Source organism: Paenarthrobacter sp. NPDC090517, from assembly GCF_044769165.1.
In the GTDB taxonomy this organism is placed as follows: Bacteria; Actinomycetota; Actinomycetes; order Actinomycetales; family Micrococcaceae; genus Arthrobacter.
Map to the genome: position 1 here is coordinate 118,042 of NZ_JBIVXN010000004.1, position 19,931 is coordinate 137,972.

At 62.4% G+C, this 19,931-nt stretch carries 19 protein-coding genes; 10 read left to right on the forward strand and 9 right to left on the reverse strand.

Features of this window, described 5'->3' with window-relative positions:
* Window positions 1-164: 164 nt before the first annotated feature.
* Window positions 165-971 carry an isoprenyl transferase gene (locus ACIQTW_RS14105; RefSeq protein WP_402937823.1) on the reverse strand — a complete coding sequence of 269 codons (807 nt, stop codon included), beginning with the start codon at window positions 969-971 and terminating at the stop codon, window positions 165-167.
* 108 nt (window positions 972-1,079) lie between these two features.
* Here ACIQTW_RS14105 and ACIQTW_RS14110 point away from each other — a divergent pair, with 108 nt between their 5' ends.
* Entirely contained in the window at window positions 1,080-1,721 is a 642-nt protein-coding gene (locus ACIQTW_RS14110; RefSeq protein WP_402937825.1) for a hemolysin III family protein, read from the forward strand.
* A 16-nt stretch (window positions 1,722-1,737) separates the two neighbouring features.
* On the opposite strand, the gene ACIQTW_RS14115 is transcribed toward ACIQTW_RS14110, so the two are convergent.
* The 3 genes from ACIQTW_RS14115 to mca form a co-directional block, all read right to left on the reverse strand.
* Entirely contained in the window at window positions 1,738-3,930 is a 2,193-nt protein-coding gene (locus tag ACIQTW_RS14115; protein WP_402938454.1) for a thioredoxin domain-containing protein, read from the reverse strand.
* Window positions 3,908-4,219: a hypothetical protein gene (locus tag ACIQTW_RS14120; protein WP_402937827.1), complete on the reverse strand. Its 312-nt coding sequence runs from the start codon at window positions 4,217-4,219 to the stop codon at window positions 3,908-3,910. Before ACIQTW_RS14120 ends, ACIQTW_RS14115 begins: the two co-directional genes overlap by 23 nt.
* A gap of 106 nt (window positions 4,220-4,325) precedes the next feature.
* Window positions 4,326-5,231: a mycothiol conjugate amidase Mca gene (mca, locus tag ACIQTW_RS14125; RefSeq protein WP_402937829.1), complete on the reverse strand. Its 906-nt coding sequence runs from the start codon at window positions 5,229-5,231 to the stop codon at window positions 4,326-4,328.
* Window positions 5,232-5,306: 75 nt separating this feature from the next.
* On the opposite strand from mca, the gene ACIQTW_RS14130 reads away from it, so the two are divergent.
* A complete protein-coding gene (locus tag ACIQTW_RS14130; RefSeq protein ID WP_402937832.1) occupies window positions 5,307-5,765 on the forward strand; it encodes a DUF4307 domain-containing protein in 459 nt (152 codons plus the stop codon).
* A gap of 149 nt (window positions 5,766-5,914) precedes the next feature.
* Window positions 5,915-6,409, forward strand: a complete 495-nt coding sequence (gene greA / locus ACIQTW_RS14135) for a transcription elongation factor GreA (RefSeq protein WP_026542824.1) — start codon at window positions 5,915-5,917, stop codon at window positions 6,407-6,409.
* Between the two features lie 142 nt (window positions 6,410-6,551).
* Here the strand turns inward: greA and ACIQTW_RS14140 are convergent, their stop codons facing one another.
* From ACIQTW_RS14140 to ACIQTW_RS14155, 4 genes are all read right to left on the reverse strand, one after another.
* Window positions 6,552-7,166, reverse strand: coding sequence for a rhomboid family intramembrane serine protease (locus tag ACIQTW_RS14140; protein ID WP_402937835.1), 615 nt, complete (start codon window positions 7,164-7,166; stop codon window positions 6,552-6,554).
* Window positions 7,167-7,180: 14 nt separating this feature from the next.
* Window positions 7,181-8,419, reverse strand: coding sequence for a threonine ammonia-lyase (gene ilvA / locus ACIQTW_RS14145; protein ID WP_402937838.1), 1,239 nt, complete (start codon window positions 8,417-8,419; stop codon window positions 7,181-7,183).
* A 3-nt stretch (window positions 8,420-8,422) separates the two neighbouring features.
* Window positions 8,423-9,703, reverse strand: coding sequence for an AI-2E family transporter (locus ACIQTW_RS14150; protein WP_402937841.1), 1,281 nt, complete (start codon window positions 9,701-9,703; stop codon window positions 8,423-8,425).
* Between the two features lie 94 nt (window positions 9,704-9,797).
* Complete coding sequence (locus ACIQTW_RS14155) at window positions 9,798-10,748, reverse strand: aldose 1-epimerase family protein (RefSeq protein ID WP_402937844.1); 951 nt, start codon at window positions 10,746-10,748, stop codon at window positions 9,798-9,800.
* Between the two features lie 98 nt (window positions 10,749-10,846).
* On the opposite strand from ACIQTW_RS14155, the gene galT reads away from it, so the two are divergent.
* Genes galT through ACIQTW_RS14170 form a run of 3 tightly spaced genes read left to right on the forward strand, consistent with a single transcriptional unit; the run spans window position 10,847 to window position 14,451 of the window.
* Window positions 10,847-11,995, forward strand: a complete 1,149-nt coding sequence (gene galT / locus ACIQTW_RS14160) for a galactose-1-phosphate uridylyltransferase (protein ID WP_402937847.1) — start codon at window positions 10,847-10,849, stop codon at window positions 11,993-11,995.
* Entirely contained in the window at window positions 11,992-13,152 is a 1,161-nt protein-coding gene (galK, locus tag ACIQTW_RS14165; RefSeq protein ID WP_402937849.1) for a galactokinase, read from the forward strand. Before galT ends, galK begins: the two co-directional genes overlap by 4 nt.
* 60 nt (window positions 13,153-13,212) lie before the next feature.
* On the forward strand, window positions 13,213-14,451 hold the full coding sequence (locus ACIQTW_RS14170) for an acetyl-CoA C-acetyltransferase (RefSeq protein WP_402937851.1): 1,239 nt from the start codon (window positions 13,213-13,215) through the stop codon (window positions 14,449-14,451).
* Window positions 14,452-14,529: 78 nt separating this feature from the next.
* Here ACIQTW_RS14170 and ACIQTW_RS14175 read toward each other — a convergent pair whose 3' ends face one another.
* On the reverse strand, window positions 14,530-15,441 hold the full coding sequence (locus ACIQTW_RS14175) for a Bax inhibitor-1/YccA family protein (protein WP_402937853.1): 912 nt from the start codon (window positions 15,439-15,441) through the stop codon (window positions 14,530-14,532).
* 342 nt (window positions 15,442-15,783) lie between these two features.
* On the opposite strand from ACIQTW_RS14175, the gene ACIQTW_RS14180 reads away from it, so the two are divergent.
* From ACIQTW_RS14180 to ACIQTW_RS14195, 4 genes are read left to right on the forward strand one after another with little or no spacing between them, the layout of a single operon-like run.
* The gene (locus tag ACIQTW_RS14180) at window positions 15,784-17,181 is read left to right on the forward strand and encodes a branched-chain amino acid ABC transporter permease (RefSeq protein WP_402937855.1); all 1,398 of its coding nucleotides are present in this window, start codon (window positions 15,784-15,786) and stop codon (window positions 17,179-17,181) included.
* 9 nt (window positions 17,182-17,190) lie between these two features.
* On the forward strand, window positions 17,191-18,159 hold the full coding sequence (locus ACIQTW_RS14185) for a branched-chain amino acid ABC transporter permease (RefSeq protein ID WP_402937858.1): 969 nt from the start codon (window positions 17,191-17,193) through the stop codon (window positions 18,157-18,159).
* Window positions 18,156-19,148, forward strand: a complete 993-nt coding sequence (locus ACIQTW_RS14190) for an ABC transporter ATP-binding protein (protein ID WP_402937860.1) — start codon at window positions 18,156-18,158, stop codon at window positions 19,146-19,148. The genes ACIQTW_RS14185 and ACIQTW_RS14190 overlap by 4 nt, the downstream gene beginning before the upstream one ends.
* Window positions 19,145-19,918 (forward strand): ABC transporter ATP-binding protein, encoded by a 774-nt coding sequence (locus ACIQTW_RS14195; protein WP_017198706.1) that lies wholly within the window; start codon window positions 19,145-19,147, stop codon window positions 19,916-19,918. The genes ACIQTW_RS14190 and ACIQTW_RS14195 overlap by 4 nt, the downstream gene beginning before the upstream one ends.
* The last annotated feature ends 13 nt before the right edge of the window (window positions 19,919-19,931 follow it).

Consider the following 19,931-nt stretch of genomic DNA (forward strand, 5'->3'; position numbering starts at 1 on the left):
CCATGTAACTGGTGCGATAGTTCGCTCCATATACTGGCCTCCCCGATCAGCGGGCGGTTTTGCCTGCTGATGGGATTAACGTAATCCCACTCACAGAAAATTCCGCAACCTGCGTCGGCAAGTCGCATTGCCAGCTGATTAATTCCTGATTAACCGCAGCAGGATCAGGTCCCGAATCGCCGCTGGCGCCCGGCATAGTCCCTCAGCGCACGCAGGAAGTCCACCTTGCGGAACGCCGGCCAGAGGGCTTCGCAGAAGTAAAACTCGCTGTAAGCGCTTTGCCACATGAGGAAACCTGAGAGCCGCTGCTCGCCGGAGGTGCGAATGACGAGGTCCGGGTCGGGTTGGCCACGGGTGTAAAGGAACCTTGAGATGTCGTCCACCGAAAGTTCATCTGCGACGTCGGACATCTTGCGTCCTTTTGCGTCGGCGTCGTGGAGGAGTTCCCGTACGGCGTCGACGATTTCACGGCGCCCGCCGTAGCCCACGGCCACGTTTACGTGGATCTTTTCGTGGACCGGGGTGCGGGCGGTCAGTTTGTTGAGGCGTTCGGCCAGGTAGTCCGGGAGCAGCTCCGGTGCGCCCATGGCGTGGACGGAGACGTCTTCGTCCTCATCGAGCCGGTCCATGGTGTTCGCGATGATGCCCATGAGGAGGTCAAGTTCTTCACCGGAGCGGTTCATGTTATCCGTGGAGAGCATGTAGAGGGTTACTACTTTGACGCCGAGTTCCTGGCACCAGCCCAGGAACTCGTGGATCTTGTCCGCGCCCGCTTGGTGCCCTTGGCTGGTGGGTGCGTTGAACTGGCGTGCCCACCGCCTGTTTCCGTCCACCATGACGCCGATATGCCGGGGGATTCTGTCTTGCTTGAGGGAACGCAATAGTTTGCGCTCGTAGAAGCCATAGAGGAAACCGGGCAGCTCCACCGGACTCTCACCTGACTTCCTTGCTTGTACGACGACGGCGCACATCCAAGGCTACCGTCCCGAGCTGCCGCGCCGGTGCAGTCGTCAGTCAAAATCGCGACGGATGCTTGTTACCAGTCGGTAACTTACCGAAACGTAAGTTATTCTTGACTCATGGCTGAGCTCCTTGAAACCAAGCCCATCTGGCGTGGGTGGATCCACGCCGTCGCCGCTCCATTTGCGCTCGCGGCAGGGATCGTCCTGGTGACCGTTGCCCCTACCCCTGATCGCAAGATCACCTCCGCCATATATGCGTTGACAGGCTTCCTGCTGTTTGGCGTCAGCGCCGTTTATCATCGCGGAAATTGGTCACCCAAGGTCCGTATGCTGCTCAAACGGCTGGACCACACCAACATCATGCTGGTGATAGCAGGCAGCTACACACCCTTGGCGTGGTCTTTGCTGGAGCGATCACAGGCCGTGACGTTGCTCTGGCTAGTGTGGTCGGGGGCAATAGTGGGGGTGCTCTTCCGAATTCTCTGGACTCACGCTCCACGCTGGTTGTACGTGCCGGTCTACATTGCACTGGGCTGCGGAGCGCTGTTCTACCTGCCGCAGTTCTTCACTGCAAATGCCCCGGCAGCCATACTTATCTGCGTCGGTGGAGCGCTGTACATCGCCGGCGCGGTGTTCTACGCCATCAAAAAACCGAACTTCAGCGTCCAGCACTTCGGATTCCACGAACTCTTCCACGCCTTCACAGTGCTGGCGTTCGCGGCGCATTTTGCTGCCATCGTGATGGCAGTGCTCAGCTAGGCCCGGTGAATTCGTCTCAGTCGCCTGAAGCCATCCCGGCCAGCCGGGACTGAATCGCAGCCACACCGCCCAACGGTCTCTCGCACACCATGTCGCGACACAAGTAAACCTGCGGTGAGCCGTCCGGCGCAGCGGACCTGTGGAGCAGCAGAGGGACTTCGGCCTCCCCTGCCGGGGACGCGCCGTCGTCCGCTTGCCCGCCGTCGCCCGTTTTCACGGCGACAACCAGGCCGGGGCTGGGAGACTTCAACAGCGCACTGTGCAACTCGCGCCGCAACGGCGAGTCCGAACCTATGACGGCGGCCTCCACAGGGCCGGCAAGTGCAGCTTGGGCGGTAGCCAGCAGCCAACCGGCAACACGCGGTGCTCGCGTGGCGAGGGGTGGTAGCAGGCCCAGGATACTTCCGGCCATCAGGCGATGCTCGTGGGAACCGGAGTACGCGGCGTAAGACAATAAGGCGCCCGCAAAACCGGCGGCACCGCTGGGCGTGGCGTTGTCGAAGGGGTCCAACGCAGCTTTCTGGCCTTGGGCATTGAAAACCTGCTCCGACTCCCCGGCTGAGTCGGCCAACTGACCGTTCTCCACAAAACGTGAACACGCTGCCACGATGAGCTCCTCCGCAAAGTGGTACCAGCGTTTGGCGCCCGTGACAGCGTAAAGCGCCAGGAGGCCATCTGCGCAGAACGCGTAGTCCTCCAACAGACCGCCAATGCCCCTCGCCCGCGAGTCATGTGAAACCCGGACCAGCACCTGTGTCGCGCTGTTCCAGTGAACATCGGCGAGGTACTCCGCCACGGCTTCGGCCGCGGCAACCAAGTCGGGGCGGTCCAGAATAGCCCCTGCTTCCGCGAGGGCGGCCACGGCGAGGCCATTCCAGCCGGCCACCACTTTGTCGTCCCTTGCCGGCTGGTTCCGAAGGTGACGGGCGGCCAACAGCACCGGCCGGACGCGCTCCCAGAGCCTGCTCTCTGCGCCCGTCAAGGCCCGTGCAGGATGTAGCGGCGAGCCCAGCTCAGAGACAGTCCCCTCTGCACCCACGTTCATCATGGTCGCCACGGCCTCAGCATCAGCCGGGCCAAGAGTATCCACGAGAGATTCAGGAGTCCACAAATATGTTGCGCCCTCATGGTGCACTCCGCCAACTACGGTGTCAGCGTCCAAGGATGAGGCCAACGCGGCATTGGGCAACTTGAGGGAACCCAAGAGCCAGTCGGCACACCTCAAGGCCACGGAAGCTGCTTCGTCCGCCGGGAAGACCTCATTGCCACCAAGCCGGGCCCAGTGTGCGTAGACCCGCAGCAGCTGCGCATTGTCGTATAGCATTTTTTCGAAGTGCGGCACGGACCAGTCCGCCGTGACCGAGTAGCGGGCGAATCCGCCGTCGAGTTGGTCGCACAATGCCGATCGGGCCATACCGGCAAGGGCGCGCGCTGCCATGTCGCGGGCAGCAAGGGCAGTATCCGACGGTGCGGCTGCGTGCCGGATGAGGAACTCAAGAACCGCCGACGGCGGAAACTTGGGAGCGCTGCCGAACCCGCCGGCGTCGGGGTCTTCTGAACGGGCCAGCAGCGTTAAGGCCTCCGGGAGGATGCTTGCATCCAGCATTTCGGGCGGGTCGTCGAGCCGGACCACACCGGCAAAATGCGCATCGGCCATGTTCGCTGCCAGTCCCCTGGCATTCTGCTCCACGGCATCGCGGCGCTCCAACCACGCCTCATGAACCGCCTCCAGGACATTGCGGAACGAGGGACGGGCGGGCAAGGGAATGGGCGGAAAGTAAGTTCCCGCGTGGAAGGCGAGCCCATCGGGGGTGAGGAACACGGACATCGGCCACCCGCCTTCACCGCTGATCGCCTGCGTAGCAGCCATATACACGGAGTCGACGTCGGGCCGCTCTTCCCGGTCAACCTTCACCGGGACAAAATGGGCGTTCAGGTAAGCGGCAGTTTCCTGGTTTTCGAAGGACTCGTGGGCCATGACGTGGCACCAGTGGCATGCCGCGTAGCCGATGGAAAGGAAGACGGGTACATCACGCTCGGCAGCAAAGGCAAAAGCCTCATCACCAAACGGACGCCAGAACACAGGATTGTCTGCGTGCTGCCGCAAATAAGCAGAAGGTTCCGAGCCCAGGGCGTTACTTGCCCCTGGCCAGTTGGGTCCGCCGGCTTCGGCGGGTTGACCCGACTCAGCGGGTCCGGGGGCCGCCATCGCCATTCTCGTCAGTGGAGCTACGTGCTTCGGTCACGTTTTCGCTTCCGCCGTCCGTGTTCCCCGCCTCTGCCGCCAAGCGTGCTTCCTCCACTTGGGCGCGGTAGCGCACACGGCGAATCCTGCGAACCATGTCCACGATCAGGAAGGTTGTGAGGATCACGATGAAGGCCGTGAGGACGAAGCCCCAAGTACCGGGCGTCACCTGATCCTCGGACAGGCCGGGCCGCAGCGTGCCCGTGGGATCGGGCGACGGAGTGACGGTCAGGGCAAGAATCAAGTGATGCACTTTCAAACCTTCTATGGGAGCCGGTGCGTGCCGATTGGCAGCGCGTAGCCGGGAAACTGGCTGGCCGCACGGCAATTTCTACGAGCGATAGAAACTACCTGCATTCCTATCTTATCCCCGCGAAGAGGTCCTTCTCCGGCACTTCGGAAGGGACCCTGGACTTGATCAGCGTGTAGTCCTCCCACGGCCAAGCGGTCCTTTGCAGGTCCGGCGATACCGCGAAGAAGAAGCCAAGTGGATCGATCTGGGTCCGGTGGGCCCGCAGGGCGTCATCCCTTGCCTCGAAGAAGTCACCACAATCAATCTGCGTGGTGGTCTGGTACCCAGCCACCGGCGCAGTGTGACCTTCCGCATCGGCTTCCAGCCATGCGGCAAGCCGCTCGGCATATGGGGACTGCAGCCCCGCTTCTTCCAGGGCGAAGTGCAGGGCACGGAATCGCTCCGGGCTGAAAGCGCGGTCGTAGTAGAGCTTGGCGGGCGTCCATGGTTCACCCATACCGGGATAGCGCCCGGGATCGCCTGCGGCTTCAAAAGCTTCCACCGCAACCTTGTGGGCCATGATGTGGTCCGGGTGCGGGTAGCCACCGTTTTCGTCGTAGCTGAGAATGACGTGCGGCTTGAAGTTGCGCACCAGCCGGACCAAGGGCGCTGTGGCGCGCTCCAATGGCTGCAGGGCGAAGCACCCTGGAGGCAAGGGCGGCAGCGGATCGCCCTCGGGAAGGCCTGAATCCACAAAACCGAGCCAGCGCTGCTGGATTCCCAGAACCGCTGCCGCGTTGGCCATCTCGAGGCGTCGGGCGCCGGCCATGTCCCGTTTGGGGTGGGGGGCGTCTTCCATGGCGGGGTTCTGAATGTCGCCACGCGAACCGTCCGTGCACGTGGCAACCATGACGTCCACTCCCGCCGCGGCGTACATCGCCATGGTTGCTGCGCCCTTACTGGACTCATCATCCGGATGGGCGTGGACGGCGAGCAGGCGCAGCTGCTGCTCGGAACTGCTGGACGCTGTCACGTGACGGCTCCTCTTTCATGGATCATGCTTTTGTGGGCGGTGATGGGGCGCCGGGATCGGCACTAAACTGGATGGGTGACTTCAGAGGACCTATCGGCCACCCAAGTACCGGCAAGCACCAGCCTAGCCAATCGTTACGGCGGTCAAAAGCGCGCCATCACCCGCAAAACCAGGCGGAACATCGTCATCGCCGCCTTGGTCCTCGGAATTGCGTTCGCCGCCTACGTGGCAACGGGTTCAGCACAGGCCCCGGTCACCTTCAAGGACATCGGTTACAGCACCGTGGACGACACCCAGGCCGAGGTGGACTACCAAGTCACCAAATACCCCGGCGCCACTGCCAAATGTGCAATCAAGGCCCTGGATTCCAAGTTCGCAGTGGTCGGCTGGAAAGTGGTGGAGATCGGGCCCAACGATCCCCGGGACGATCCCGACGGCGGCAGCACCACCATGCAGCGCACTGTCCTGAGGACCGAGTCCCCGGCCGTCTCCGGAGTCGTGGACAACTGCTGGATCGTGGACAGCGGTAAATAGCCGTGTGACCCACGACTCAACCGGTTTGGGTTCGTCCAGAGGATTTACTACAATGGATGAAACCTTCACCCCGTTAAGTTGGTTACTGAGATTCACGAGTGGCCAACTCGGCGGGGTCTTTTGCATTGTCAGATCTAGAGGAGAAATCCGTGTCTACCACCAATAGCGCCACTGCGGCTTGGCTTACCCAGGAAGCTTTCGACCGCTTGCAGGCTGAGCTGGACCACCTTTCCGGCGCTGGCCGGGCGGAAATCGTCCAGAAGATCGAAGCTGCACGCCAGGAAGGCGACCTCAAGGAAAACGGCGGCTACCACGCCGCCAAGGAGGAGCAGGGCAAGATCGAGGCCCGCATCCGCCAGCTCACCGCCCTCCTGCGCGATGCCCAAGTAGGCGAAGCTCCGGCAGACGACGGAATCGTCGAGCCCGGCATGCTGGTTGTCGCCCGCATCGCCGGCGACGAAGAAACGTTCCTGCTGGGTTCCCGCGAAATCGCCGGCGACTCCGACCTTGATGTCTTCAGCGAAAAGTCCCCCTTGGGGGCCGCCATCATCGGCCACAAGGAAGGCGACAGCCTGAGCTACGTCGCCCCTAATGGCAAGGAAATCCCGGTGGAGATCGTTTCCGCCAAGCCCTACGTCGCCTAAGCAGCGGCTGAACAGCCTGAATACACGACGCCGGCCCACCCCTTCGCGGGGTGGGCCGGCGTTTTTCGTGTGCGGACCCAACCGGGTCGCAATTGAGGTCGTTCTGAGCGTTCAGAACGACGTCAACTGCGACCTACTTGGGTCAGGGGGTGAGATTGGCCTTCGGACGCAGCAGGATGGCTGCTACGACGCCCCCTACGGCCCCACCGAGGTGCGCCTGCCAGGAGATGTAGCCCAGCACCGTGGGTAGAACGCCGAAGAGGATGCTGCCGTATGCCATGAACAGGACCACGGAGAGCAGGATCTGCCACCAGCTGCGGTTGAAGAATCCCCGCACCAACAGGAATGCAAAGAAACCGAACACCAGACCGGAAGCTCCGACAGTTACCCCTCCCCCGCCGATCAGCCACACCGCAAGCCCTGATCCGAGCCAGCTGAAGGCCAACGCTGTAATGAACACTCGGATTCCGGACAGGAACACCAGGAAACCGAAGATGATCAGCGGCAGCGTGTTGGACAGCAGATGGTTCAGGTTCGCGTGCAGCAACGGAAACGTCAGGATGTCCAGCACACCGTCCATGGAACGGGGGCGCAAACCGAAAGTTGGGTTGAGCTCATGGCGCATCAAGGTGTTGAAGATCTCAATTACGTAGAGCAGAATGACGAATCCGCCCATGAAGAGCAGTCCGCCCTTCGCCCGACCAGCGAGCGACTCCCTGGCCGCTTCCTTTGAGCCCTCAGGCATTCCAAGCACCATGGGCGCCCCTCCTGTCAGTGCACCACGATTGGCTGGAAGCCCTCGGCCCGGAGCGCACCGAGTACCTGCTCGCCATGTTCGTGGCCCTTGGTTTCCAGGTTGATAGTGATGGAGACGTCACCCATGCTGATGGAACCACCAAGGCGGGTGTGGTCCAGGCCAGTGACGTTGGCATCATTTTCAGCGATGATGCGGGCGATGGTGGCCAATGAACCCGGACGGTCGTCCAGCATCATCCGAACCGTCATGAAACGGCCAGCGGCCGACAGGCCGCGCTGGATGACTTTGAGCATCAGCATGGGATCGATGTTGCCGCCGGAAAGCACGACGGCGGTGTTCCCCGGGTTTTCGATCTTGCCGTCCATCAGCGCGGCTACTCCGACGGCCCCGGCAGGCTCAACAACCATCTTGGCGCGCTCGAGCAGGAAGATCAGGGCCCGCGCAAGGGAATCCTCGCTCACGGTCACCACGTCGTCCACCAGCTCGCGAATGATGCTGAAGGGAAGCTGCCCGGGACGTCCAACCGCGATGCCGTCGGCCATGGTGGTGACCTTCTTCAGCGGCACCAGCGCGTCAGCGGCCAGTGATGGCGGGTAAGCGGCGGCGTTCTCTGCCTGCACGCCAATGACCCTGATCTCACGGCCAAGTTCCTTTGCCTTTGCCTTGATCGCGACAGCTACACCGGCCAAAAGCCCTCCGCCGCCGACTCCCATGAGAATGGTGTCCACGTTGGGGATCTGGTCCAGGATTTCAAGGCCGATGGTACCCTGCCCGGCAACAACGTCCACGTTGTCGAAGGGGTGGACAAACACTGCCCCTGTTTCGTTGGCATAGCGCTGCGCTTCCGCCAGCGCTTCATCCACGTTGTGGCCGTGCAGGACCACTTCAGCACCGTGGCTGCGGGTGGCCGCCAGCTTGGGAAGGGCTACGCCCAGGGGCATGTAGATGCGGGCGTTGATGCCCAGGCTCTTGGCAGCCACTGCCACACCCTGGGCGTGGTTGCCGGCCGAAGCTGCCACCACACCGCGCTTCTTTTCCTCGTCCGTCAGCCGGGCCATCCGGACGTAGGCACCGCGGACTTTGAAGGAGCCTGCACGCTGCAGGTTCTCGCACTTGAAAAAGACGTTGCCGCCCACGAGGCTGCCCAGCGCACGGGACGACTCCACAGGAGTCTTGGTAATAATGCCCTCGAGCAGCTCCTGCGCCTTGAGGACATCGTCCAGCGTGACGGGCAGGGTTTCGAGGGTATTCACTGACTATTCTCCTTTGTTGGTGTCGGCTTGGGGATCCTCAACAGAGGTGCTCCCCGAAGCCTTGGTCTTGCCGGCGACGCCTTTGCCGAGGCGGGATTCGGGCCGTGGGAGGTGGACCTCCTTGAAGTTGGCGTCGCCGCTTGGCCCCGCCGAAGCGGCTGCCGGCTGGAGTTCCACACCGCCCAATCCTTCATCATGTTCCCACGTCCGGCCCGCAATGTAGCGAACTGCCGTGTTTACTACGGCGAGCAATGGGACCGCGAACAGGGCCCCGGGGATGCCTGCGAGGTAGGAACCGGCGGCAACCGAGAGGATCACGGCCACGGGATGCAGAGCCACTGCCTTGCCCATTACCAGTGGCTGCAGGATGTGGCTTTCCAACTGCTGCACCACTAGAACGATCGCCAGCATGATCAGCGCGTTGATGGGCCCGTTGGCAACGAGGGCCAGCAACACAGCGATGGCACCCGTCACCAAGGCACCAACCACCGGAATGAACGAGCCGATGAACACCAGTACAGCCAAGGGGAGAGCCAAGGGAACCTGGATGATGGCTGCGCCAACGCCAATGCCAACAGCATCTACGAACGCAACGAACATCTGGATCCGCACATAGCTGACCATGGACGTCCAGCCCCGACGCCCTGCGCCATCGGTGGCCCTCCGCGCGCTCTTGGGCAGGAGACGGACCATAAAGGCCCAGATCCGTGGCCCCTCGAGCAGGAAGAAGATGAGGATGAACAGCGCCAACACAAGACCTGCCGCAAAGTGACCCGCGGTGCTGCCGAAAGACAGTGCACCGCTGAGGATGCTGCTGCTGTTGTTCTGGAGCGCATCGGCGCCGTCGGAAATGTACTGGTCAATCTGGTCCGCAGTCAGGTGCAGCGGACCATCGGCCAGCCAGGTTTGGATCTGCTGGATGCCCGCCAGTGCTTCGTGCCAGAGCGCACCGAAGCCCGTAACGAGCTGCCTGCCCACCAGCGCCAAGGCGCCACCGATCACGCCAATGAAACCAAGCACGGTAATGGCGACTGCTCCCCCGTTGGGAACCTTGCGATTACGCAGCCAAGCCACAACCGGATGCAGCAGACCGGCCAGCAGCGCGGCAACCATCACCGGGATGATGAGGAAGCTGACTTTGCCCAACAACCAGACGAGGGCGCCGATCATGAGAAGGATCAGGCCTGCCCGCCAGGACCAGGCTGCAGCGATGCGCACCCCGTAGGGGATGTCTTCGGCAATTTGGCGGTCAGAACGTGTTTTGGCGTCCGGTGTTGGCGTCATGAACCCATAATTCCGTAGCCCGGCCCGTATGGGAAACCGGCTCTCACTTCCGAGACGATCCGAGGCATCCGGAGGCATCTCCCAGGCGAAGGGGCTATAGGGACGCTGTGATTCCCCACCGCATGGTGAACTCCTCGCCAGGCGCCAACCAGCGCAGGCCATCACCGCTGTTGAACGCGTTGGCCGGGCCTGTCATGGGTTCCATGGCCACCGCTTTCGAACGGCCCGGGAAGGTGTCCGTGACGAAAACGTGGACGTATTGGCAGCTCTCGTCCTGCTCAAGGCTTACCCTGCGGCCATCCGGCGCGGTGAGCGTGTGGCGCGCCGTCCCGCCGTCGAACGCCAGGTCCGTCAGTGCAACATCCACCAACAAGGTGCCCACAGCGGCACCACCGGAGAAGTCATACCCGCCGTCCACAGGGACGGTGCTGCGTGGGATGAGTCGCTCGTCCGCCACCAGCCGGGTGCCTGCACGGACCGTCAGGATCAGATCCTCGGGGGCAACATCTCCGACGCGCAGGTAAGGGTGCGCGCCCAGGACGAAGGGCGCCGCGGCTTGGGAATCGTTGACCAGGGTCTGCGAGACCCGGAGGTCCAGGTTCTGGTCGAGCTCATAGCGCACCCGATGCCGCAGCAGGAACGGGTAGCCGTGTTGCGGGAAGACGGTGGCTTCAAGCGTCACGGAAAATTCGGATTCGTCCACCAGGGTGTACCCGGTGTTGCGCAATAGGCCGTGGCTGGCGTTGTTGCGTGAGGCTTCGGTGATATCGAGTTGCTGCTTCTTGCCTTCGAGGTACCAGATCCCGTCTTCCACCCGGTTGGCCCACGGCGCCAAGGTGATGCCGGTAGCGCCGGGCGAAATCTCGTCGTCACCGTAACTTTCAGTCAACTGGACTCCACCCCGGGAGTAGAGTCGCAAGCCCGCGGCGAGCTCGGTGACGACGGCGAGCGCATCGTCCCTGCGGAGCTCGAACTGACGCCCCGTAGCAAAGCGGCGGGACTCGGACTGGTGGATGTTATCGGCGGGCGACGGGGAGGCAGGCATGGCAATACCGTACTGCATGAGTGGACAGCGCCCCGGTACGAAATGTTTGCTTTTGTTAGAAACTATGCACTTTTGATCACTTGTGGAATGATGGATGCATGAGCCGCATCACCAGCACCCGCCTCGCAGACAGCCGAGAGCTGATCTACTTCGACGACCCCGGGACTCCTGAACGAACACCGGATTCGCTGGTTGACCACCGCGAGCTTCCCGCCCGCGGTGAGCCCGGTGAGGTCCGCTATGACGCCTTGTCAGGTGACTGGGTGGCAGTGGCTGCCCACCGACAGACACGGACGCATCTTCCCCCAGCTGATCAATGCCCCATCTGCCCCACCACAGCTGCGAACCCCAGCGAAATTCCGGCACCGGATTACGACGTCGTGGTGTTCGAGAACCGCTTCCCGTCGTTGGGCCCGGCTTTGGGCGATATTCCCCCTGCTCCTGCCCCGGGGCACTCCGGCCACAACGTCAAGGGATCGGCATACGGCCGCTGCGAGGTGGTTGCCTTCACGCCACAGCACACTGGCTCCTTCGCCGAACTGGGCGAGACGCGTGCGCGTACGGTCATTGAAGCGTGGGCCCAGCGGACCGAGGCGTTGAGCGCCCTGCCCGGCATCAAGCAGGTGTTTCCGTTCGAGAACCGCGGTGCGGACATCGGGGTCACCCTGCACCACCCCCACGGCCAGATTTATGCGTACCCCTATGTAACTCCCCGCGCCGCCCAGCTCGGTGCGGTGGCCCGGAAGTACTACGACGACGTCGACGCCAAGGAAACGCTCGGAGCCTCACTCTTCAACGCTGAACGCGAGGACGGGAGCCGCATGGTGCTGGAAGCAAAGTACTTCAGCGCCTACGTACCTTTCGCGGCGCGCTGGCCGCTGGAAATCCACCTCGTTCCGCACCGCACCGTCCCCGACCTTGCGGCACTGACGGGGGAAGAACGTGATGAGCTTTCGCACGTCTACTTGGACCTGCTGAAGCGGCTCGACGCCCTCTACCCCACCCCCATGCCCTACATCTCGGCCTGGCACCAAGCCCCGCTTGACCCTGCTCTTCGCCCTGCGGGCCAGTTGCACCTGCAACTGACCTCACCTCGCCGCGCTGCCGATAAGCTCAAGTATCTGGCCGGCTCCGAGGCCGCCATGGGAGCGTTCATCAACGACACCACCCCCGAAGCAGTGGCGGAGCGGCTGCGCAGCGTCGCCGCATCACCTTCAAACAAGACCTTGGAAGGCACACGAGCATGACCACCACCACCCAGGCCGGCGTCCTCGCCGCCCGTTTCCAGGAATTGTTCGGCGCAGCTGCCGACGGCGTGTGGCAGGCACCGGGACGCGTCAACCTGATCGGCGAGCACACGGACTACAACGAGGGCTTCGTGCTCCCCTTCGCCATCGATAAGACGGCGAAGGTGGCACTGCGAGTCCGCGACGACTCAAGGGTGCGTATGCTGTCCACCTTTGGCGGGCACGGCGTGGTGGAAGCTGACCTCGCGGACTCGGAACCCGGATCCGGCGAGGGATGGTCCCGGTACCCGCTCGGCGTCGCTTGGGCGCTCAAGGAGCGCGGCATCGAGGTTCCCGGCTTTGACCTCCTGCTTGATTCCGATGTTCCCTCTGGAGCCGGCCTCTCTTCATCCCATGCGATTGAGTGCGCCGTCATCTCGGCCCTCAACGAATTGACAGGCGCCGGTTTCACTGCCGAGGACCTGGTACTCGCAACCCAGCGCGCTGAAAATGTGTTCGTTGGAGCACCCACCGGAATCATGGACCAGTCAGCGTCCCTGCGCGGCGCCAAAGGACACGCCGTATTCCTGGACTGCCGTGACCAACATGTGGAGCTGGTCCCTTTTGACGCTGAAGCTTCCGGCCTGGTCCTGTTGGTGATCGACACCAAGGTGTCGCATTCGCATGCCGACGGCGGATATGCCTCCCGCCGTGCGTCCTGCGAGTTGGGTGCCGAGATACTAGGCGTCAAGGCACTGCGCGACGTCGGTGTGGAGCGTTTGGAGGAAGCGTCAGGTCTGCTGGATGAAACCACCCTTCGGCGGGTCCGCCACGTGGTGACGGAAAACGATCGGGTCCTCCAAACGGTGGAAGTCCTGGGCACCCGTGGCCCTGCCGCCATTGGAGCATTGCTGGATGCCAGCCACGTTTCGATGCGCGACGATTTTGAGATCTCCTGCCCGGAACTCGACCTTGCCGTTGATACTTCCCGGGCCAACGGCTCTATCGGTGCCCGCATGACGGGCGGCGGTTTTGGCGGTTCCGCCATCGCACTCACCCCGGTTGGCCAGGAGCAACAGGTGCGCGACGCCGTCGTGCGTTCCTTCGCGGAGGCGGGCTTCATCGCCCCGGACATCTTCACCGTTACCCCGGCCGCTGGAGCGCTGCGCCTGGCCTAGGGCGCCCCGGTTGCGGCGAGCGCCCGGCGTCCCAGCGGATGCCGGGCGTAAGCTGGGGCCATGACTGAGGCTGTCATCGTTGCTACTGCAAGAAGCCCTATTGGCCGGGCCTTCAAGGGGTCCCTCAAAGACGAACGTCCGGATGACCTGGCCACCGCCATGGTGCAGGCTGCCCTCGCAAAGGTCCCGGGCTTCGATCCTGGAGCGGAGGACGGGCGAGGCCTGGACGACATCCTGCTGGGCTGCGCTGAACCCAGTGGCGAGGCCGGATCCAACATGGCGCGGGTGGTGGCTGTCCTCGCGGGGCTGGACCGCGTGCCAGCGACCACCGTCAACCGTTTCTGTGCCTCAAGCCTGCAAACCTTGCGGATGGCCTTCCACGCCATCAAATCCGGGGAAGCCCACGCAATGGTCTCCGCGGGAGTGGAGAGCGTGTCCAGGTACCAGAACTGGGCAGGTGCCGGCGAAACTGACTCCTCCAACCACAACCCGCTCTTCGAGGCGGCAGCCCAACGTACAGCGTCCCGCGCAGCGTCCAATATCCCTTGGACCGACCCTCGACTCGGCGGCCGGCTGCCCGACATCTACATCTCCATGGGCCAGACGGCAGAGAACGTTGCCACCAGCTATGGCATCAGCCGGGCGGAGCAGGACGAGTGGGGCGTCCTAAGCCAGAATCGTGCCGAAGCCGCCATCGCCGCAGGGTTTTACGCCAGGGACATCACGCCCTACACACGCAAGGACGGGACCGTGGTGGAGCGGGACGACTCACCCCGCGCAGGTGTGACCCTCGAAGCGGTATCCGCCCTGCAACCGGTCTTCCGCCCTGATGGGACCGTTACAGCCGGCAATGCATGCCCTCTCAACGACGGTGCCGCCGCGGTAGTGGTGATGAGTGACTCACGCGCGCGCGACCTGGGCCTGCAGCCGCTGGCGAGGGTGGTTTCAACTGCGGTCAGCGCCCTCTCCCCCGAACTCATGGGCATGGGGCCTGTGGAATCCACGCGACGGGCTCTCGCACTGGCCAGGTTGACCATGGACGACATCGATCTCGTGGAGCTCAACGAGGCCTTCGCTGTGCAGGTGGTGGCAAGCGCCCGTGAACTTGGGATTGACCCCGCAAAGCTAAACGTCCATGGCGGGGCCATTGCCCTGGGGCACCCCTTCGGCATGACGGGCGCGCGGATGACAAATACGCTCCTCAACGGCCTGAAGCAACGAGACGGAACCCTGGGGCTTGCCACGTTGTGCGTCGGTGGCGGGCAGGGCATGGCGGTTGTTTTCGAACGCCTGAGCTAGACAGGACGCAGACTAGCCGAGACGCAAAAATGCCCCCGAATTTTCTTCGGGGGCATTTCGCGTTGGAGCTGTTTGTAGCTAGTCGTCGCCTCGCAGGATCGCCAAGAGGCGGATGATTTCCACGTAGAGCCAGACCAGCGTGACCGTCAGGCCGAATGCCGCAACCCAGGAGTAGCGCTCCGGGGCGCCTGCGCGGACGCCTTCTTCGATGCTGGTGAAGTCCATGATCAGCGAGAACGCCGCCAGGCCGATGGCCAGGATGCCGATGAAGACACCCAGCGGGATGCCGGCAATTTCAATGCCGGTCCGGAGGCCGAAAGGCTCCTGCACAGCGCCGGTCCACATCATCACCATGTTGATCAGTGCGAAGACCGCGTAACCAATGGTGGCGATCAGGAAGAAGCGCATCATCTTCGGCGTGGCGCGAACCTTGCCGCTCTTGAAGAGCGCCAGGGTGACGCCGAAGACTGCCAGCGTACCGATGACGGCTTGGAGACCCACGCCGGGGAACATGCCGTCCAGGATGCGGGTGAGGCCACCGAGGAACAAGCCCTCAAGGCCAGCGTAAGCAAGGATCAGTGCCGGTGAAGGCTGCTTCTTGAAAGTGTTGACCAGCGCCAGGACGAATCCGCCCAAGGCACCAACGATCATGAGCATGGTGGAGAGCGCAGGCGCCACGAAGAGTGTGACGCCGGCACCGAGGATGAGAACCACGAGGCAGGCGACGGTCTTCATGATGACGTCGTCATAGGTCATGCGGCCGGTGTCGGCCGGGCCTGCAGCGGGCTGGTTGTACATCTGCTGCAGCTGCTCATTGGTCATGTTCTGCTGCTGGGCAGACCATGCTGCATGGCCGTCCATGACCTGGCTCGGTGCACGGCCGGGCGCTTGGTTGAACTGCTGGCCGTACGGGTTCTGCGGTACAGGCGGGGCCTGCTTTGCTCCACGGAAATTCTTTCCGTTGAAGACTGGGTTTCCGCCAAGTGCCATTGCGGGTGTCCTCCTGAAAAAGGGCTAGTGATAGTTCACGGTACCAAGTACCACGCGCGCGTGGCAGGGAAAGTTCCCTTGTTCACGGAGACGAAACTCAACCGTGACAAGAAATTGGAAGTGTGACTACACCGGAACGTTTAGTAGCACCCTCAAACAACAAAGGTTTACTTAAGCCTTGCTACATCACTAGTTGCCTATAGCTTCACAGTTGTTATCCGATCGCGATCTTCACACCCCCGAACTGGGCATTTATTATCTCCACCGGGCGGTAACATAGGCCACACATGGGTGACTTAGATCACAAACGAGGCAGCTAGGCAAGAACTGTTCACAAGCCCCATGACCGTTCGCACCGGCTGCAAAGGCGCAGCCGGGACCACCCCCACTGTGGAGGTTTCCATTTTGAGAAGCACACTGCGCGACCCGTCCATGAGACGGTCCAAGGGACTGCAGAGAGTTGTGGGGGCGCTGTTCGCAGCCCTCATCACCGCTCTGTTGATCGCCGCCCCTTCGGCACAGGCAACCACCCCCTCGCCTTCGCCGTCACCGACGACTTTCCAGAACAACATCAGCGGGTTCCTCCGCGATGATGCCCGGGCCCCTATACCCGGCGTCAAGATCAAAGCCACGGGCAACGGGTTTGAAGGTGAAGCCACCTCCGGAGCCAACGGAGCCTGGACCATCGGCGTTCCCGTCCAAGGCACCTACACCATCGAACTGGACACCTCCACCTTGCCGGAGGGCATCGCACTGGCCGAGGGCCAGGACAATCCCCGCGATGTCACGTTCAGCCAGACGTCCAACCTGTCGGTGATCTTTGCCTTCGGCGAAGGCATCGTGGTCCAGCAACAGGACTTCGGCCAGAACCTCCTCAACCGCCTCGTTGCGGGCCTGAGCTTTGGCCTCCTCCTGGCACTCGCCTCGGTTGGCCTTTCCCTGATCTTCGGAACCACCGGCCTGACCAACTTCGCCCACGGTGAGATGGTGACGCTGGGCGCAGTACTGGTGTTCATGTTCAACGCCTTCGGGTTCCCCTTCTGGCTGGCCATCCTGCTTGCCTTGGTAGGCGGCGGTCTCTTCGGCTACGTCCAGGACGCAGGGCTTTGGCGGCCCCTGAGGAAACGTGGCTCCGGCCTGGTCCCCATGATGATCGTCAGCATCGGCCTGGCCTTGGCCATCCGCTACGTCATCCAGTTCTTCTTCGGCGGTGCAACGCAGCAGCTGCCCGGCGCCCAGAGTGCAGAGATCCAGATCGGCCCTGTTTCGATTTCCCCGAACAACCTGTGGTCCCTGGTCATCAGCGCAGTGGTCATCGCCCTGATCGGCATCGTCCTGCTGAAGACCCGTCTAGGCAAGGCAACCCGTGCAGTAGCCGACAACCCGGCACTGGCAGCCGCCTCCGGCATCGACGTCGACTCCGTTATCCGCATTGTGTGGATCGTCGGCGGCGTCCTCGCCTCCCTCGGTGGCATCCTGTGGGCGTACTACCGCCCTGGCGTCACCTTCGACATGGGCTCGCAAATCCTGTTGCTCATCTTCGCCGGCGTGACGCTGGGTGGTTTGGGAACCGTCTTCGGTGCCCTGATCGGCTCGATCGTCGTCGGCATCTTCGTGGAACTGACCACAGTGTTCGGCCTCCCCGCCGACCTCAAGTACGTCGGTGCCCTGTTCATCATGATTGTTGTTCTTCTGTTCCGACCGCAGGGTATCCTCGGCCGGCGTGAGCGTGTGGGTTAGGAGCGGGCCATGGACTTCGGATTTATTTTCTCCAGCGCCCTTGGCGAACTGTTCAGCCCGACGACGGCGGCCTACGCACTTGCCGCTTTGGGCCTCGCGGTGCACTTCGGCTACTCAGGCCTGCTGAACTTCGGCCAGGCCGGCTTCATGGCTGTGGGTGCCTACGGTTTCGCAATCTCCACCCTGAGTTTCGACGCCCCGTTCTTCCTGGCACTGATCATCTCTATTCTCTGTTCGGTGATCTTCGCCTTCATCCTGGGTATTCCTACGCTGCGGCTTCGTGCCGATTACCTGGCTATCGTCACCATCGCCGCCGCCGAAATTGTGCGGTACGTGGTCACTACCAACCAGCTCACCAGCGTCACAGGCTCCGCCAACGGTTTGGCAGCCTTTGAGAACACCTTCTATGGCATGAACCCCTTCCCCGAGGGGTCCTACATGGGCATGAACAACCGCGACTTCTTTATCCGCGTCGTCGGTTGGGGCCTGGTCATCGTGTGCTGTCTCCTGGTATGGCTCCTGATGCGCAGCCCCTGGGGCCGCGTGCTGAAGGGTATCCGGGAAGACGAGAACGCTGTCCGCTCGCTCGGCAAGAACGTCTACGCCTACAAGATGCAGGCGCTGGTCATTGGTGGCGTGCTCGGAGCCTTGGCGGGCATGATCTTCACCCTCCCCCGCGGCGCCGTCCAGCCGTCCAACTACGGCACGGAACTCACGTTCTTCCTGTGGACCTGCCTCCTGCTCGGCGGCATGGCCACGGTCCTGGGGCCGGTCATTGGAGCCATGATCTTCTGGGTGGTGCTCTCGCTGACCCAGAGTCTGCTCTACGGCCTCATCGAATCAGGGGCAGTCACGTGGCTGACCACCGTCCAGGCAGGCCAGCTGCGCTACATCTTGGTGGGCGTCGCCCTGATGCTCCTGATGATCTTCCGCCCGCAAGGCGTCTTCGGCAATAAGAAGGAGCTTGCTTTCGCATGAGTGAGACCAACGAACGCAACACCGAAAATATCGACTACATGACCGATTCGCGGCCCATCGCCGTCGGGGAGAATACCCCCGGCTGCAAGAAGCGCGATCCCATTGTGGTGGCAGAGGACGTCACACGTTCCTTTGGCGGCATCAACGCAGTAGACGTGGAATACCTCGAGATCCCGCGCCACAAGATCACCGCCTTGATCGGTCCCAACGGAGCCGGCAAGACCACCTTGTTCAACCTGCTCACGGGCTTTGACACTCCCAACACAGGCAAGTGGCAGTTTGAAGGCAACAGCCTGGCGGGCGTTTCCTCGTACAAGGTGGCCCGCATGGGCATGGTCCGCACGTTCCAGCTGACCAAAGTGATGGGCAAGCTGACCGTCATGGAAAACATGCGCCTTGGTGCCGCAGACCAGCCCGGCGAACGGCTGTCCAAGGCCCTGTTCAAAGGCATATGGGGAGGTCGCGAAAAGGAAATCACGGCCCAAGCCGACTTGCTGTTGGAAAAGTTTAAACTGGATACCAAGAAGGACGACTATGCAGCGTCCCTCTCCGGTGGTCAGCGGAAGCTCCTGGAGATGGCACGCTCCTTGATGGTGAAGCCCAAGCTGGTGATGCTGGATGAGCCCATGGCCGGCGTGAACCCCGCGTTGACGCAGTCACTGCTGGACCACATCAAGAACCTCAAGGCCGAGGGCATGACCGTCCTCTTCGTGGAGCACGACATGAACATGGTGCGCCATATCGCCGACTGGGTTGTGGTCATGGCCGAAGGCAAAGTTGTTGCCGAAGGACCTCCGGGCGAAGTCATGAAGAACCCCGCCGTGATCGACGCCTACCTTGGCGCCCACCACGATGTGGACCTTGGCGACGCGGAAGGCATCAAGGTGCTCGAGGCAGAACTCGAAGCTGATGAAGAGTCGGTAGTGGGTACCGAAGACGCCGGCATCCTGTCCGAGATTGAAGAAAGCAAGAAGGAGGACGGGAAATGAGCAGCAGCATCAGCGAAATGCCCGCCTCGGCGGCCGCCCCCGCCGGCGATTCCGTGGTCAAGGTCACCAACCTGGTGGCAGGCTACATTCCTGGCGTCAATATCCTCAATGGCTGCAGCATAGAGGCCCGCAAGGGTGAGTTGATCGGCATTATCGGCCCCAACGGCGCTGGTAAATCCACGCTGCTGAAGGCCATGTTCGGCCTGGTGAAGGTCCACTCCGGCACAGTGGTGGTTCGTGGCCAGGACCTCACCGGGTTGAAGGCCAACAAGCTGGTCACCCAGGGTGTGGGCTTCGTCCCGCAGACAAACAACGTCTTCGCCACGCTGACCATCGAAGAGAATCTCCAAATGGGCATGTTCCAGCGTCCCAAGGATTTCTCCGAACGCTTCGACTTTGTCACCAGCCTCTTCCCCGAGTTGGGAAAGCGGCGTGCCCAGCGTGCAGGTTCCCTGTCCGGTGGCGAACGCCAGATGGTGGCCATGGGCAGGGCACTCATGATGGACCCGGCTGTGCTGCTGCTCGACGAGCCGTCAGCTGGCCTCTCCCCCGTCAAACAGGACGAGACCTTCCTCCGTGTCCACGAGATCAACCGCGCCGGAGTCTCGGTGATCATGGTGGAACAGAACGCCCGCCGTTGCCTGCAGATCTGTGACCGCGGCTATGTCCTGGACCAGGGCAAGGATGCGTACACCGGTACAGGCCGTGAGCTCATGAAGGACCCCAAGGTCATCCAGCTCTACCTGGGTACCTTGGCGGACGAGGTCTAGCTGCAATAACCCC